This window comes from Actinomyces sp. oral taxon 171 str. F0337, assembly GCF_005696555.1.
GTDB lineage: Bacteria > Actinomycetota > Actinomycetes > Actinomycetales > Actinomycetaceae > Actinomyces > Actinomyces oris_E.
Genome location: NZ_CP040005.1, coordinates 317,316 through 333,736 on the forward strand (window position 1 = coordinate 317,316; position 16,421 = coordinate 333,736).

Sequence of the window (16,421 nt, forward strand, 5' to 3'; positions counted from 1 at the left end):
CGGCTGGGGGGCCGAGGACGTCTGCGGCGCGTGGTGCGGTGAGCCGACCCGGCGTGTCGACCGGGAGGTCGAATGCCGGTGGGGCCGGCGGGCGTGCGTCAGCCGGGGCGTCTCCCGGTGGAGCGCCTCCGCCCGAGGATCCTGCGCTGGAGGCGCTGAGAGCCGTGGCCGCCGATGAGCGGGTGCGCGCCGCCGAGGCGGCGGTGCGCGAGGCCTGCGCCGAGCTGCGCTGGAACGAGGCCCTGCGGCGTCGGTGGCGTGAGGCCCGCGCGGAGGCCGCGATCCGGGGCGCCATCGCCTCGGGCGGCGTCGAGGGGGCGGTGGTCTCCGCCGAGGTGCTGCGCGAGCAGGTGGCCGCCGGCTCCCTCACTCAGGCCGCCACCGGTGACCCGGGCTTGGATGCCGTGGCCGGCCTGTGGCGCGCCGGGACCCGCCTGGTCGGCTGGATGCCCGACCTGGTGGGTCGAGGGCGGCCGGTGGCGCCCTCGGCGCGCTCGCTGCTGGCGGCGCTGCACCGCGACGTCGTCGGCCCCCTGGCGGCCGGCGGCCGGGTGGGCCTGGGGGAGGTCGGAGTGCCGCGCGCCCGGCAGGTGCGTGCCCGCGAGGGCGGTCCTGGGGTCGCGCCGCAGGGCGAGGAGCTGGTGGCGAGGCTGGCGGGGCTGGTCGATCTCATCGAGGCGCCGCAGGCGCCGGCGCTGGTGCGGGCGGCCGTCGTGCACGCCGAGATGCTGGCGGCCCGCCCCTTTACCGCCGGGAACGCCGCGGTGGGGCGCCTGCTCGTGCGTCACCTCCTGGTGCGTGACGGGCTCGAGCCGACCGGCACGGCCGTCACCGACCTCTACCCCGGGCGGGTGCCGGCGGCCTACGCCGAGGCCGCCGGGGCCTACGCCTCGGGCACCATGGACGGGGTCGTGGCCTGGGTGGTGTGGCAGGCCGAGGCGGTGCTCGCGGGGGTCCAGGAGGCTCAGCGCCTGTGCCTGGCGGTGCAGGCCGGCACCTGGCGGGCCGGGTGAGCCCTGCATGAGTTCAGCGTGAGCCCGGCCGGATGATTCAGCTGTCGCGGGCGCCGTGCGGGCCGCGTCGGGCGACGAGCCAGGCGGCGGTGCCCCCGACGGCCAGCACGCCGGCCACGTGGGTGATCATCGAGGCCCGGGTCGACAGGCTCGGGGGCTCCCAGCGCGGCCGCAGGCGCACCGGGCGGGCGAAGTCGCGCACCGGCCAGTCCCGCTCCTGCGCCAGGCGTCGCAGGTCCCGGTCGGGGTTGACCGCGACGGGATGACCGACGGCGCTGAGCATCGGCTCATCGGAGATGGAGTCGGAGTAGGACCAGCACCGGGACAGGTCGATGCCGTGGGCGGCGGCGTCCTCGCGCAGCGCCACCACCTTCTCCGCGTGCAGCATGGAGCGGGAGATGCGCCCGGTGAACAGGCCGTCCTCGCCGACCTCCATGTGGGTGGCCACGGCCCGGTCGGCCCCGACGAGGCGGGCGATGGGGGAGACCATCTCGGCGATGGAGGCCGAGACCACCACGACGTCGTGCCCGGCCCGGCGGTGGCCCTCGATGAGGTCGAGGGCCTCGGCGTAGACGGCCGGCTCGATAGCCGTGGTCAGGGCGCCCTCCACAACCTCCACCAGCTCTCGGCGGCTGATGCCGGCGGACATGAGGGCCAGGTGCTCCATGAGACTGCTGGACCGCTGGGTGCCGGCGCCCACCAGGAGGTAGGGGAGCTGGGCGATGAGCCCGTGGGCCAGCGCCCGTGAGGAGATGAGGCCGCTGCGCCGCATCGGGGTGCCCAGCGCCCAGGTCGACGACGTCGCCAGGATCGTCTTGTCCAGGTCGAAGTAGGCCGCCGCGCGGTGCCCGGCGGGCGAGGGGCCGACAGCTGGGCGCCCCGGCGCCACCGGTGGGGCGGTCGGTGCCGTCACCGGTGAGGTCGCTGGCAGTCGGGAGAGGTCGCTTGCGCGGTCCTGCGCGCTCATGACCCCATCTCATCACGAGCCGGACCCCGGTGTCAGGCGAGTCAGCCCCTCAGTGGCCTCCGTGGCCTCCGTGGCCTCCGTGGCCTCCGTGGTCTCCCGCGGTCTCCCGCGGTCTCCGGCTTCGCCGCCGGTTCCCTGGTCAGCTGTGACCGGCAGTGACTGGCAGCGGCCAGGTGCGGCGGGCGCGGGGCCACAGGCTCGTTTCTGCAGCTCGTCTCCACAGGCCCGACGACGTCGATGGGCGCAGCCGCGGGCGGGCCCGCACCCTGGTGGGGAGCCGCCCCAGCGCCCCAGTACCGCCGTGCGGGGTGACGGACAGGGAACCGTGACGACGGCTGTGAAGACGGCCGGGAGCCCTCGGGGGAAGGTTCGGGAAGACGGTGGAGATACGTGAAGGAGAGGGAGACGATGCCGCTGAGGATTCCTGTGAGGGCGACACGTGTGCCTGCGGGGGACGGCACATGGCAGTGGGAGCAGGAGGAGGAGACGCTGACCATTCCGGCAGTGGTGGATCCCGAGGACGAGGCGACACCGGATCAGGGAGAGAAGGCTGTCGCCGCCGGGGCAGCGCAGGCAGCCCGGGTCGGGCCGGAAACGGGGCGGACGGCGGCGTGGGACGGCCAGGACGTCGCCTTCTCTCCCCTGAGGCCCTCCGCCGACAGGCCTGGGCGGCCAGGGGGTGACGCGCAGGCGGAGGAGGGGGTGATGCGCTCAGAGCATGCCGCCCAGGTCCTGGCCGTCACCGGCGCCCGTGGGGGCCTGGGGGCCAGCGTCCTGCTGCTGCACCTGGCGTGGGCGCTGGGCCGCGCGGGCAGGCGGGTGGCGATGATGGACCTCGACCCCGTCGGTGGCCTGGACCTCCTGTGCGGGGAGAGCGTCCTGACCGGACTGCGCTGGGCGGACCTCCCGGCTGAGGAGTCGGCCTTCCGGCCCGGCCACCTCGTCGGGGCCCTGCCCGTGTGGCACGCCATGCCGGTCCTCACCGGGGACGTGCGCGGAGGACCCCGGCCCTGCGCGGAGGCGGTCCTGGAGGCGATGCGGGCCGAGCACGACGTCGTCCTGGTCGACCTGCCCCGAGGGGCGCCCCCGCCCCCGGGTGCCCGGGTCCTGCTCATCACCGGACTCGACCTGCGCTCGGCGATCGCCGCCGAGAGCATCGCCTCGCGACTGCGGGGCGCGGTGTCCGGGGGTGCTGAAGTCACCGGTACCGCTCCAGGGGCGCCGGTCTGGCTCGTGGTGCGCCAGGTGGGTGAGGACGTCGTCGCCGAGGACCTCGAGCTCATCACCGGCTGCCCGGTCCTGGGGCAGGTCCCCACCGACCGGGTCCTGGCCAAGCGGCTGGCCCTCGGAGAGGACCCGGTGCGGGCCCGCTCGGCCATCCGGCGCGCCGCCAGCGCCCTGGCCCAGGAACTGCTGTCCCGGCTCCCTGGAGCCGCGGCGTCGGGGCCGGCGAGGGGCGGTGCCGGGCCCGCCTCCGGCCCGGCTGGTGCCGTAGCCGGCCAAGGGGATCAGGAGGCGGGGAGCCAGTCAACGAACCGGCCAACGAATCAGCCAACGAACCGGCCAACGAATCAGCCAATGAACCAGCCAATGAATCAGCCAATGAACCAGCAAAAGAACCAGTCAAGGAGTCAGTCATGGTCCCGATGAGTCCCGATCACCCCGACGTCCCCGGTGGCGTCACAGGAGGCGACGGCCCCGAGCTCGCCCGCGTCCGCAGCGCCCTGGCCCGCGGCGTGGGCCTGGAGGATGCCCTCAACGACGCCGCCGCCCCCGCCACCGGCCAGGTGGGGATGACTCGTCTCGGTCAGCGAGTGCGCGCCGACGTCGACGGCGCCGGGCCGCTCCTCCAGCCCCTCATCGAGACCGACGGCGTCACCGACGTCCTCGTCAGCGGTGGGCACACCTGGATCGACCGAGGGCACGGCCTCGAACCCGTCCCTGAAGCCACCATGGAGGAGCCCGAGGCGCGGACCCTGGCCGTGCGCATGGCCGCCTCCGCCCACAAGCGCCTCGACGACGCCAGCCCCGTCGTCGACGCCACCCTGCCCGACGGCACCCGCCTCAACGCGGTCCTACCGCCCCTGAGCGCCGACGGCACCCTCATCAGCCTGCGCACCAAGCGCCGCCGCGGCTTCACCTTGGACGAGCTCACCGCCGCCGGCACCGTCGCCCCCGGCCTCGACGACGTCCTGGCCGCCCTCGTGACCGGCCGCGCCAGCTGCCTGGTCACCGGCGCCACCGGCACCGGCAAGACCACCCTCCTGGCCGCCCTGCTCTCACTCGTCCCGGCAACCGAGCGCATCGTGTGCATCGAGGAGGCCAGCGAGCTGCGCCCCCACCACCCTCACGTCGTCCACCTCCAGGAGCGCGGCGCCAACGTCCAGGGCGTCGGGGCGGTCTCCATGACCTCCCTGGTGCGCACCGCCCTGCGCATACGGCCCGACCGGATCGTCCTGGGCGAGTGCCGCGGGCCCGAGGTGCGCGACGTCCTCACCGCCCTCAACACCGGGCACGAGGGCGGCTGGGCCACCCTCCACGCCAACTCGCCCGCCGACGTCCCCGCCCGCCTGACCGCCCTGGGGGCGCTCGCGGGACTCGATGAGGCGGCCGTCGCCGCCCAGGCGGCCAGCGCGCTCGACGCCGTCGTCCACCTGCGCCGGCAGGCCGGCACCGCCGGGGCGCGCCGCTTCGTGGCCTCCGTGGGCGTGCTGCGGCGCGAGACGACCCCGGCCGGAGCGGTCCTCATCTGCGAGGAGGCCCTCCGCGTGGCAGACGACGGTCGCCTCAGCCCCGGCCCGGCCGCGGCGGCGCTGCGAGAGCGGATCGGCCCGCAGGCCTTGACGCGCACTGGTCTCGACGGGCTGCCCGGGCCGGGGGAGAGGAGACCCACGTGATTGGAACGACCAGCATGACCTGCGTGATGGGACCCGTCGCGCTCCTGCCCCCTGCCGGGCACCTGGTCGGCCCGGTGGGTGGACCGGTTCCGGGCGCCTGGATCGCGGCGGTCCTGGTCGCCCTGGCCACCGCCGTGGTCCTGCTGCCGGCCCGCCGCGGTCTGCCCCGCAGCTGGACCACGGGTGCCCCCGCGGCCGAGGAGCGCCCGTCGATCGGGCAGGCGGCTCTCACCGCGCTGCGCTCCCGACGCTCCGGATCACCTGAACCGGACCTCGGCCTGCTGCTCACCGAGGTCGCCAGCCTCCTGCGCGTCGGTGCGACCCCGCAACGTGCCTGGACACGCGCCTGTCAACGCGCCGGCCTCACCGAGGGCACCGAGCCCGACGGCGACGGCGTCCCACCAGTGCTGCGAGCGCTCGCGGACCTCCAGCACGACTCGTGGCTGCCCCGATGGAGCGATGGGCGCCTGCACTGGCACCCGCCCCCGAGAGGGCGGCGGGTCCGGCAGCGGCGGGCCACCGCCGCAGGGGTGCCGGGCGCCATCGCCTCCTGCCGCCTGTCGACCGCCCTGGGGGCGCCCCTGGCCGACATCCTCCAGACCGTGGCGGGCGGGGTCGCCGAGTCCGGTCAGGCCGAGGCCTCCCGCCGGGCCGCTCTGGCCGGTCCCCGCACCACCGCGCGGCTCCTGGCCTGTCTGCCCGTGGTCGGCCTGGGACTGGGGATGCTCGTGGGCGCCGACCCCGCCTCCCTCCTGCTCGACGGCGGTGTCGGCAGCGCCGTGGGGGCGCTCGGCATCGTGCTCATGGCGGTGGGGCACCTGGTGACCAGGCGCCTGATACGCGCTGCGACGGCTGACGGCGACGCCGTCGACGAGGCCCTGGTCCTGGACCTGGCTGCCGCCGCTCTGAGCGCCGGGGCCTCGGTGCCCGGGGTGCTGACCGCCTTGGGTGAGGCCCTGGAGGAGGAGGGCGCCGGCGTCGTGGGGCGGGCCCTGCTGCTGGGCGCCCCGTGGGAGGAGGCCTGGCAGGCGCCCGACGACGAGCAGTGGAGGGCACAGCGCTCCCGCCTGGAGTCCTGTCTGCGCCCGGGCTGGGAGGACGGGGCCTCACCGTCCGCTCTCCTGGCGGCGACGGCGGCGAGCCTGCGCGCAGGGCGGCACGCTCGCGATGAGGAGGCCGCCGAGCGCCTGGCGGTGCGCCTCGTCCTGCCGCTGGGAGCCTGTCACCTGCCGGCCTTCGTCATCCTGGGGATCGCGCCGGTCGTCGCCTCGGTCGGCATGAGCATGCTCACCGGGTGAACGCGGCCCGCCCTGCCAGCGCGGCCTGTCCCGGGGACGCTCCTGGCCGCCCACTGGCCCGAGGCCCTCGTCCGAGGCTCTCAGAGCCGGGGACTCCTGCCCTTTCGGGTGCGCGGACCCCCGGCGGCCTGGCACGATGGGGGCATGGCACTGTCGAAGAAGCTCCTGAGCCGCGACGAGGTCGTGGTGCGGCACATGCACACCCACATCAAGGTCCTCCTGTGGCGGTTCGTCGTTGAGATCCTCCTGCTCGCGGTCGGCGTCGTCGCCTCGGTCATGGCACCCGCCAGCTGGCAGCCCTGGGGCATCCTGGCGATCTGGGTGGCGGTCCTTGTCCTGAGCGTCCCCCTGCTGCTCGTGCCGTGGCTGCAGTGGTACATGCACACCTACACCGTCACCACCAAGCGCATCATCACCCGCTCCGGCATCATCAGCCGTGCCGGCCACGACCTGCCCCTGACCCGGATCTCCGACATCCAGCTGGACAAGGACGTCACTGACCGCTTCTTCGGCTGCGGCACGCTGGCCCTGCAGACCTCCGCCGATGACCCGCTCCTCCTGCATGACGTTCCCCAGGTGGAGAAGGTCCAGGTCGAGATCTCCAACCTGATCTTCAACGACACCCAGGGCGCCATCGACGCCGACCCCCGCAGCTGAGCGGCTCCGGCGCGTAGATATGTAGATATATGAAGAGACGACGGCCGCCGGTTCCCCAGAGGGGGCCGGCGGCCGCCGTCGTGATCGTGTCGGGGCCGGGTCAGTCGAGGGTCTCGACGACGCCGACCGCCTGAGCCACGCCGGTCAGGGTGGCGGCGATGCGCACGGCCTCCCAGACCTGCTCGGTGCTCAGGCCCTCGCCGCGCACCGTGGCCTCGTGGGCGGTCACGCACTTCTCACAGCCGTTGATGGTGGACACGGCCAGGCTCCACAGCTCGAAGTCGACCTTCTCTACGCCACCGGAGGTGCCGATGATGTTCATGCGCAGGCCCATGCGCTCGTTCTCGTAGGCCGAGCCCAGGAAGTGGCGCGTGCGGTAGGCGACGTTGTTCATCGCCATGATGGAGGCGGCGCCCAGGGCGGCGCTGATGGCCTCCTCGGACAGGTGGGTGCGGGCGTCCTCCATGACCTGGACCAGGACGGACTCGTTGCGGGTCGCGGCGGCCGCGGCCACGAAGGTGCCCCACTGCTGCTGCTCGGTCAGCGAGGAGGAGCGGGACAGGGTGGACAGGTTGAGGGAGAGGTCCTTGGCCCACTCGGGCAGGGCGGAGCGCAGGTTGTCGATGCTCATGTGTTCTCGTTTCGTCGTCGTTCAGGTGGTGGAGGCCGGGAGGCCGGGGCTCGTGCCCGTCAGCTCATCTCGCCGAGGGCGTCGATGGTGGCGGCGCCGGCCTGCCAGTTGCAGGCGCACAGCTCGTCGGACTGGAGGGCGTCGAGCTGGCGCAGGACCTCCTCGGTGTTGCGGCCCACGGAGTCGGCGGTCACGGAGACCGACTGGATGACGTTGTGGGGGTCGATGATGAAGGTGGCGCGGTCGGCCTCACCGGTGGCGCGCTTGATGCCCAGGGCCTCGGTGAGCTCGCGGTTGAGGTCGCTGGCCATGGGGAAGGGCAGGTCCTGGAGCTTGTCGTGGCTGCGGCGCCAGGCGTAGTGGGTGTACTCGTTGTCCACCGAGACGCCCACGACCTCGCAGTCGCGGTCCTTGAAGTCCTGGTAGAGGTCGCCGAAGGCGGCGATCTCGGTGGGGCACACGAAGGTGAAGTCCTTGGGCCAGAAGAAGACGACGCGCCAGGTGCCGGCGGGGACCTGCGAGGAGACGGTGGTGAAGTAGTCCTCGGGCTTGCTGGCCTCAACCTCCTTGAGGTTGCCGGGAACGACGGCGGTGAGCTCGTAGGCGGGGAACTGGTCTCCGATGGTGAGAACGGCCATGGGTGCCTCCTGAATGATGCGAATCGCGGTGCGAGTTGGTGCGGTCTGCGCTGGCCTGCGCCGGCCCAGGTAGGGCCGGTGCGGGGCGGCTCCGTCGGTCCAACCGTAGGACGCCGGCCTCATAAGTGCAACTAAAACTTGTCCTATTTTTAAGAAGGTATGCCTTATCTGGTGGTGTTGCGGTGACACCTCCCGGGTGCTCGTTCATGTCCGCTGCGTGGACACCTCCGCCTGCCGGTCCGCCCATACGGAATGAGTCGACGCCCTGCGGTGTTGCTCCACCACCGCCGCACACCAGATCAGGAGAAGTCATGAGCCCCCGTCTCAGCCGGATCAGCGTCCTCGAACAGGTCCCCCTCTTCGAAGGGGGAGAGACCCGCCAGACCCTGGAGGACCTCGTCCGCCTGGGGCGCGGCCTGGAGGAGTCCGGCTACCACCGCTTCTGGCTGGCCGAGCACCACAGCACCGGATCCTTCCTGTCGTCGGCGCCCGACCTGCTCATGATGCACATCCTGGACGCCACCGACCGCATCCGCGTGGGCTCGGGCGGCGTCATGGCCATGCACTACGGCTCGCTCCAGATGGCCGAGCGCTTCGCCACCCTGGCCACCCTCCACCCCGGCCGCGTCGACATGGGCCTGGGCCGCGCCCCCGGCGGGGACATGCGCGCGGCCGGAGCCCTCAACCAGGGACGCGTCATTGACCCCGACGCCATCAACACCCTCATCGAGGAGACGGTCGCTCTCCTGCGCGACGACCTGCCGGCCACGCATCCCTACGCCTCCATCGAGGTCCGCCCCCGCCCGGCCCAGATGCCGGAGGTCTGGCTCCTGGGCTCCTCGGGCCAGTCGGCCGCCTGGGCCGGCGCCCACGACCTCAACTACGCCTACGCCCAGTTCTTCAGCGGCCGCCAGCAGGTCGAGATCATGAACCACTACCGCGCCCACCTCCCCGAGGGCCCAGGGACCCGAGTCGACGGCGCATCCGGCGGCGTCGTGAGCTCCGGCCCCGGCGCCATCCACGGGGGCCAGACCCTCTCCGCCCTGTGCGTCAGTGCCGCCGCCACCCGCGAGGAGGCCCATGAGCAGGCCCTTGTCGCCGCCGACGCCCGCTTCAGCCTGCGCACCGGCCGCCCCATGCACTTCCGTGACCCGGCCACCCTCGACGCCGCCTACCGCGCTGAGGTCGAGCGCTACCTCGAGCGCGACACCGCCATCATCGTGGGCACCTACGACGAGGTCGCCCGGGTCCTGTCCTCCTTCGCCGAGAACCACGGCACCGAGGAGGTCATGCTCATCAGCTACATCGACGACGTCGAGGTCAAGACCCGCCAGTACGCCGAGCTCGCCTCCCGGCTCCTGTGAGCCGGCGGTCTTTTGTCTCCGCACGTCCGAGGTGTGCTCGGGAGGGATCCCGGGCAGGGCGGTCGCCCTGGAGCCGACGGCGGGCCGAGGGGAGAGGGCTGCTGGGTCACTGGTGTCCATGGTGCTGACATCACCCCCGCACCGACGCCGCACGCCGAGGACAAACCGCAGCATTCCAGGGGTCCTCTGTGGCCGCTTCGACGGTGGGCCCGTTGATGTCAGCGCCGTGGACACTGGGCCGCGCAGGAGCGAGCGTGTGGCAGAGCCCGGTGCCTTCGTCACAGGTCCTGCCCCCGCCGCCCCCTGTCTGACCCCTTCTGGCTCCCGTGCGAAGGCCCGGAGGCCGTGACTCGATGCCGGTTCCACCCCAGAGTCTCACCTCGGGTCGGTCTACTGCACGAGGGGTGGGATCTACTGGTCAAGGGTTGTGGGTACTGCACGAAGGTCCTGCCTACCCGAAGTGCATCCCACCCTCCTCCAGTAGCACCCAACCCTCGTGCGGTACACGCCCCGCACCACCCGAACGAGTGTGAGCAGCCGAACCAGCACCGGCATCAGGGCATTCGATCCTCGTCGAGGCCAGGAGCCAGCACACCTGTGAGCCGGCGGACGCCCCCGCGTCCTCCTTTCGGCGGGGCGCCCGGTGCGAGCGGCACCCCGCGTTACGGTCGGTTCCATGAGCCTCGCGAGCGCCCGGTCCGCGTCCGAACCGTCGTCGTCCTTCCCACCTCCGGCGGTCACGCCCGCGCAGGCGACGAGCCTGCGGGCGGACCTGGCTGAGTCCGGCTGGGGAGTGGAGGCGGTGGCCGCCCTCCTGGGTGAGGCCGCTGACGCCGCCCTGCGCCGGGAGATCCGCCTTCCCGCCCTGCGAGCCGTGCGCGCCGCCCTGGCCGCCGGGTCCGCCCCCTCGCCCGTGGCCGTCCTGACCGCTCTGTTCATGCTTGGCGAGCCGGTCCCCGCCACCGCGCTTGACGCCGCCCTGCCCCGCACCGCAGCAGCGGGCGCCGCCGCCATCGGTCTGGTCGGTGAGCCCGATGGGGCCGGATACGTCCGTGCCCGCGTCGACCTGCGCCCCCACGAGGCCATCGACGACGCCGGCGAGGTGCGCTGGTGGGTGGCCTCCGACCTGGGCGAGCTCGTCACCGGCCGGGCCCTGGCACCCGACCACGTCCTGGGCGTCGGCGGCGCCGGCCTCACCCTGGCGGGTCTGACCCCGCGCACCCCCGTGCACGCCGCCCTGGACCTGGGCTGCGGCTGCGGCATCCAGACCCTTTACCTGCTGCGCCACGCCGAGTACGTCGTCGCCACTGACATCTCCGCGCGTGCCCTGGCCTTCACCGCCTTCAACGCGGCCCTGGCCGGTGTGAGTGTCGCCGGCGCTCTCGGCGCCGGTACCGAGTCTGTCGCCGGCTCCGAGTCGGGCTCCGACTCCGGTGCCGGCCGCCTGGAGCTTCTGCGCGGCTCCCTCCTGGAGCCGGTGGCCGGCCGTCGCTTCGACCTCATCGTCTCCAACCCTCCCTTCGTCATCACCCCGCCGGCGGTGCGCGAGGCCGGCCTGCCCCTCATGGAGTACCGCGACGCCGGCGGCCCCGTCCTGCCGAGGCTCGTGGCTGGGCTCGGCGAGCACCTCGAGCCCGGGGCGAGCGCCGTCATGCTGGGCAACTGGGAGCACCGTGGCGCCGGCTCGTGGCGCGACGCCGTGGCCGCCTGGCTCCCTGAGGGACTCGACGCCTGGGTCGTTGAGCGCGAGGTCCAGGACCCGGTCGAGTACGCCGCCATGTGGCTGCGCGACGGCGGCCTGACCCCAGATCGTGACGCCGAGGCCTTCGACGCCGCCCTGGAGGCGTGGATCGACGACTTCGAGGTCCGCGACGTCCGGGGCGTCGGCTTCGGCTACCTCATCGTCCACCGCCCCCGGTGCCCCCGCGAGCCCTGGCGCCTCCTGGAGGAGGTGACCACCTCCGGTCAGGGGGTTCTGGGACCCCATGTCGCTGAGGTGCTGGAGGCGCGCGAGCGGCTCGCCGGCCTCGACGACGAGGCCGTCGCCGACCTGCACCCGCTCCTGGCCCCCGACGTCACCGAGGAGCGTCACCTCATCCCGGGTGCCGCCGAGCCCACGGTCATCCTGCTGCGCCAGGGCGGAGGCCTGGGGCGAACCCTGCGGGCCTCGACGGCGGTGGCCGCGCTGGCCGGGGTGGCCGACGGCGAGCTGAGCGTGGACCAGATCGCCTCCGCGGTCGCTGCACTGACCGGGGAGGACGTCACCGCGCTGCGCACGGAGATGGTCGAGGCAACCCGGCGCCTTGTGACCACGGGCTTACTCACTGTCGGCTGAGAATTGCGCGCCGAAAAGAGTTCAAAAAGGCGCCTGCTTCCAGCGAGCGTGCGGTAGGTAACCTCTCTTTTTTGAGACTGGCGGTTTATGTTCGCCGCCCGCCCTTAATCATTGTGACCTCCCCGCCATCAACGATGCGCAACTGCGACGTGGGATGATCTGCGGTATCTCTGGGGAAAGTGGTCGTGTCGCGCAATGATGCGTGATTGTTGTTCGCTGAGGGGCCTCTCGGGTATCGGGATGCTTGTGAGAGTTCTACATTTCGTGGCAGCCAAGTTTGTGGTGCGCCTCAGCGCCAGCGTCTCTCATGATCGGAATCACATCGGCATGCCCCGCATATCAAGGTGCTCGCGAAGCGGGCTCGACGGATTTCTGTGCAAGTTCTTTGCCGCGTTCAGCTCTGTTGCCATTGTTGCGGTGATGGTGGTGGCTTTTCCGTGGCCGGCTCCGCCTGTGAGTGCGGCCACGAGCGACCTCAGTGTCCCCCTGGGGCAGACCTCGGCGCAGATCGCGTACGTGCGCAACACCGAGGGCAGTGACGTCATCACCGACAGGGCGGGCGGCTACTACTACTCGGCGCTCCCGTGGCAATGGGCCGCCACTCGGGCCTGCATCCGCTACTCGCCGGCCGGTGGCGACTACTCCACCAGTGTCGTCGAGGGGAGTAGCGGAGCCTATGCCACCGTTGGTTACGGGCGGCAGGAGCTCGGTGGGGCCTGCCCGGACTTCGAGGGGGACCCCTCCTGGGGCACTCAGTCCTCCCTGGGGTTCCAGCCCTCCAACACCACATCCGTCAAGGCCGGCCACGTTTTTCTTGTCGGAATGATGAGGCACGTCAACCGTCCCATCTACTCCGATATCAGCGAGGTCACCAACCCGGCCAGGCCGGAGACGGCCTACTACGGGAGCTTCACAGTTCGGACGGCCGGAACGATTGAGGCGAACTTTCCCTGGGTGGAAAAAGACACGATTAACACCTGCACCGGAAAGATCGATTCTGACGGAAGGCTGATCGTCGGAGACTATGGCAGGGAGGAGGAGATGGTCCCAACTTCTTACGCCTATGACTCCAGGGGAAATGTTGGGCGTTATGGACGTAACTACGTGTATATGTATCAGAATAACCGTCTGGTGCGATTCGACGGATATATGACCCAGAACTTCACGGACAAAAATGGGCGCAGCTGCTCGGACGACGTCCTCGATATCAAGTCCGACCGTTCGGACACGGCCTGGACCGACCCGAGCACCGGCATCAGGTACAAGCTGAAGCTCTGGGGATTCGTCAATAACGGGAGCTCCGACAACTGTCAGGCCCAGCTGTCCCAGGCCGAGTCCGCAGGCCTTGAGGAGCGCTTCCTCACCCGCGAGCAGTCCATCTCCTACGGGTGCCTCTACGGCTCCCTGGAGCAAGAGCGTCCCGTCACCTTCGCCAAGGACATCAAGGCAGACCCCTCCGTCCACGGGGCATTGACGATCCCTCAGTTCAGCTACCTCAACGCCTCACCCGAGGGCACCTACGGCCACGAGAGCTGGGGCACCCCCTCCGGCCTCACTCCCACCTGGAGCGGCGAGGCCGTGGACCCGCGGACCTACACCCTGCTGGCCCCCAACGATGCCGCCACGGTTCAGGAGGCGGAGGCCGTCCCACAGGCCGTCGTCGACCGTCGGACCGGAGAAGCCCGGGCATCCGGGTGGTTCCTGCGCAACGTCAGCTGCACGGTGGGTGCGAACGGTGCCCCGCTGCTGCGCCGTGACGGAACCACCCGCCTGGACCAGTCCGACTCGGTGAATCTCGACAAGCGCACGATCCGCCTCGATGGGACCCAGCTCGCCGAGCGCCAGGACGAGGTCGCCGTCAAGTGCGTCTGGCACAACGAGTACGTCATCGGTCAGGGTCGTGTGACCCTCGTGACCGTCGTCGACGGCGGTCACGCCAGGCCCGAGCAGTGGACCATGACCGCCAAACCCGCCACCGAGGGGCTCTTCGGGCAGAAGACCATCACCGGTGCCAGCGGTGCACCCGCCGTCAGCAGGGTCCCCACCGCCGGCGGCACCTACGTCCTCTCCGCAGGCAAGGGCCCCGAGGGGTACTCGCAGAACGGCCCCTGGGCCTGCACCGACGACGACGGCAGCGACGTGCCCGTCAGCAGCGACAGCACCTTCGTGCTGGGCGAGGGCAGGAACGTCACCTGCGCCGTGCACCAGAAGCCCCTGCAGACTCCCGTCAGCGCGGTCAAGACCGTCGACGGCGCCTCCGACGCCGCCACGGCCGGCTCCTATGCACTGAGCTACACCTGCACCCCGGGTCCCGACGGCAAGGCCACCTCCACCGGCAGGATCACGGTGGACGCCAAGGGCAGTGCTGTGAACCTGCCCGACCAGCGCGTGGGCGCCACCTGCACCGTCACCGAGGATGCTCGTGACGCCGGGGGACTCAAACAGCCGGGCTCCGCCACCGGTGGAAGCCTCAGCTGGAAGGATCCGGCCGCCTTCAAGGTCGTCACCAACCCGGGCAACCAGGAGCAGGAGGTCGCCTCCACCCCCGTGGCCCCGACGAGAGGCAACGCGGGCGGCGTCACCTTCACCGTGCCCGACTCCACGCAGGGTGCCGTCCGGATCAAGGTCGTCAACTCCATCGTCCCGCACGCCGGTATCGCCAAGACCTTCGCCAAGGTCGCCAAGAGCACCGAGAAGGTCAACGGTCGTACCACCTTCGACCAGACCTACACCATCACGGTGACCAACCCCTCCGCCAGGGCGGGCCTCACCTACGACCTCAACGACGCCTGGCAGGTCCCCCACGGGGTCACCGTCCACAAGGTCAGCATCTCCGGCGGCGCCATCACCGGTACGGAGACGCCTCAGGTCGGGGTCCCCTACACCAGGACCGGCATCACCCTGCCCGCGGGCCAGAAGCACATCTACACGGTGGTGCTCAACCTCTCCGGTCCCGACGCCGGCCTGCCCGGTGTCCGGGGAACCTGCACCCCCGGCGCCGTCGGTCAGGGCAAGGCCGTCTACAACAAGGCCTCGGTGACCACGAAGGGCGACGGGCAGCCCAAGGAGGCCGCAGCCTGCGGGACCCTGCCCATCAACCCCCGGTTCAAGGCCTCCAAGACCCCGCTCGACGTGGTCCGTAACAGCGACGGCACCTTCACCTCCAGCTACACGGTGACGGTCGCCAACACCTCCCTGGCCGCCAGCCCGGTGGTCGCCGACCTCACCGACACCCCGCAGATGCCCACCGGCACGCGTCTGAGCGGGATCAAGGTCCTGGAGAAGGGCACTGATGCCCGGGACGTCACCCTGCCCGCCATCAACCCCGCCACCGGAACCCTCAACGGTTCGATCACCCTCATCAAGGCGGGCACCGGCGAGACCCTCGCCGCCGCTCCCCGGACCGGGGGCAGTGGCGGCAGGCGAACCTTCACGATACGGATGACCTTCACTGTGCGCGAGAGCACCCCGGGCTACAACGAGGCCGACTTCCAGTGCGGTCACCAGCGCGCCGACGGCAAGCCCTCCGGCCTGGTCAACACCATCGCCATGGAAGGAGACGCCGACGGCGAGGGGAACAACCTCGGCTGCCTGTCGACCTCCGGCAGGCTGATGTTCTCCAAGGAGGTCACGACCCAGCCGGGCAACGGCTCGACCTTCGACGTCGTCTACACCGTGAGCGTGGTCAACGAGGGAGCGCTGACCGTGTCCACCGGGCCGATCGACGACAAGCCCTCCTTCGCCCCCGGACTCACCCCGACCCTGGTCAAGGTGCAGCGCGAGACGAGTGCGGCCAGGACGGTCACCGCCCAGCCCGACGGCTCCTACCGCCTGTCCGACAACGAGAACCTCTACTCGGGCCTGACGATCCGCTACACCGTCACCTTCACGGTGAAGATCGACCCGTCGGCCGCCGGATACCGCGATGACCTGCTGTCGTGCACCACGCAGAAGGCGCGTCTCGTCCCCGGCCACGGCCTGTACAACAAGGTCGTCCCTGAGGCGGGCAAGGACTCCGACACCCGGCCCGACCACGACGTGGCCTGCGCCGGCGTCTCGCCCCATGCCGGCAAGCGCATCCTGTCGATCGTCAAGACCGGCAGCCAGGGCCCCCTGGACGACGCGGCCTTCGACATCTACCCGATGGACCCCTCCACCCCGGGAGCCAAGCCCCTGACCAACGGCGTGACCTTCACCGGCGGCAAGGGCACCGGAACCTTCACCACCACGAGCCTGGCCATCAACCGCGAGTACTGGCTGGTGGAGACCAGGGCTCCCGCCGGGCACCAGCTCATGGCCAAGCCGGCCCGATTCAAGGTGACCGACACGGGCATCGAGCTCATCACCGCGCCCCCGGGCGGCTCGGCCCTGACGGTCTCGCGCAGCGGGGCCAGCAGGTCCGACGACACCATCACCGTCCGAGACCTCCAGGTCGGCACCCTGCCGCTGTCTGGCGGACGCGGCATCGGAATGAACATCGCCGTCGGCATCGCGGCCATCACCGGCGCCGGCCTGCTGGCGCTGCGTCAACGAAAGACCTCCTCGTTCGGGCGCCCGGCCTGATCGCGAGAAGAACCCACGACTCCGCTCCGTCGCGCGCGGGTCACCCCACCTATCCCTC

The 16,421-nt window shown here is 71.5% G+C and carries 11 protein-coding genes; 8 read left to right on the forward strand and 3 right to left on the reverse strand.

Features of this window, described 5'->3' with window-relative positions; genetic code table 11:
- The first annotated feature begins 164 nt into the window (after positions 1-164).
- A complete protein-coding gene (locus tag FBF36_RS01405) occupies positions 165-1,013 on the forward strand; it encodes a Fic family protein (RefSeq protein ID WP_318655710.1) in 849 nt (282 codons plus the stop codon).
- 37 nt (positions 1,014-1,050) lie between these two features.
- Here FBF36_RS01405 and FBF36_RS01410 read toward each other — a convergent pair whose 3' ends face one another.
- Positions 1,051-1,980, reverse strand: coding sequence for an HAD family hydrolase (locus tag FBF36_RS01410; RefSeq protein ID WP_075375887.1), 930 nt, complete (start codon positions 1,978-1,980; stop codon positions 1,051-1,053).
- A 426-nt stretch (positions 1,981-2,406) separates the two neighbouring features.
- On the opposite strand from FBF36_RS01410, the gene FBF36_RS13650 reads away from it, so the two are divergent.
- From FBF36_RS13650 to FBF36_RS01430, 4 genes are all read left to right on the forward strand, one after another.
- The gene (locus tag FBF36_RS13650) at positions 2,407-3,630 is read left to right on the forward strand and encodes a cellulose synthase operon protein YhjQ/BcsQ (protein WP_263970027.1); all 1,224 of its coding nucleotides are present in this window, start codon (positions 2,407-2,409) and stop codon (positions 3,628-3,630) included.
- On the forward strand, positions 3,618-4,877 hold the full coding sequence (locus FBF36_RS01420; RefSeq protein ID WP_138137055.1) for a TadA family conjugal transfer-associated ATPase: 1,260 nt from the start codon (positions 3,618-3,620) through the stop codon (positions 4,875-4,877). The genes FBF36_RS13650 and FBF36_RS01420 overlap by 13 nt, the downstream gene beginning before the upstream one ends.
- 26 nt (positions 4,878-4,903) lie before the next feature.
- Positions 4,904-6,175 (forward strand): type II secretion system F family protein, encoded by a 1,272-nt coding sequence (locus FBF36_RS13370; RefSeq protein WP_225792491.1) that lies wholly within the window; start codon positions 4,904-4,906, stop codon positions 6,173-6,175.
- 144 nt (positions 6,176-6,319) lie between these two features.
- Positions 6,320-6,832 (forward strand): PH domain-containing protein, encoded by a 513-nt coding sequence (locus FBF36_RS01430; RefSeq protein ID WP_009394354.1) that lies wholly within the window; start codon positions 6,320-6,322, stop codon positions 6,830-6,832.
- Between the two features lie 100 nt (positions 6,833-6,932).
- On the opposite strand, the gene FBF36_RS01435 is transcribed toward FBF36_RS01430, so the two are convergent.
- Together FBF36_RS01435 and FBF36_RS01440 are read right to left on the reverse strand one after the other, a co-directional pair.
- On the reverse strand, positions 6,933-7,463 hold the full coding sequence (locus tag FBF36_RS01435) for a carboxymuconolactone decarboxylase family protein (RefSeq protein ID WP_003787906.1): 531 nt from the start codon (positions 7,461-7,463) through the stop codon (positions 6,933-6,935).
- Positions 7,464-7,522: 59 nt separating this feature from the next.
- On the reverse strand, positions 7,523-8,101 hold the full coding sequence (locus FBF36_RS01440; protein WP_009394355.1) for a peroxiredoxin: 579 nt from the start codon (positions 8,099-8,101) through the stop codon (positions 7,523-7,525).
- A gap of 311 nt (positions 8,102-8,412) precedes the next feature.
- Between FBF36_RS01440 and FBF36_RS01445 the strand changes: the two genes are divergently transcribed.
- From FBF36_RS01445 to FBF36_RS01455, 3 genes are all read left to right on the forward strand, one after another.
- Entirely contained in the window at positions 8,413-9,465 is a 1,053-nt protein-coding gene (locus FBF36_RS01445) for an MsnO8 family LLM class oxidoreductase (RefSeq protein WP_009394356.1), read from the forward strand.
- A gap of 676 nt (positions 9,466-10,141) precedes the next feature.
- Positions 10,142-11,800, forward strand: coding sequence for a transferase (locus FBF36_RS01450; RefSeq protein WP_138137057.1), 1,659 nt, complete (start codon positions 10,142-10,144; stop codon positions 11,798-11,800).
- Between the two features lie 453 nt (positions 11,801-12,253).
- Positions 12,254-16,363, forward strand: coding sequence for a SpaA isopeptide-forming pilin-related protein (locus FBF36_RS01455; RefSeq protein ID WP_225792423.1), 4,110 nt, complete (start codon positions 12,254-12,256; stop codon positions 16,361-16,363).
- The last annotated feature ends 58 nt before the right edge of the window (positions 16,364-16,421 follow it).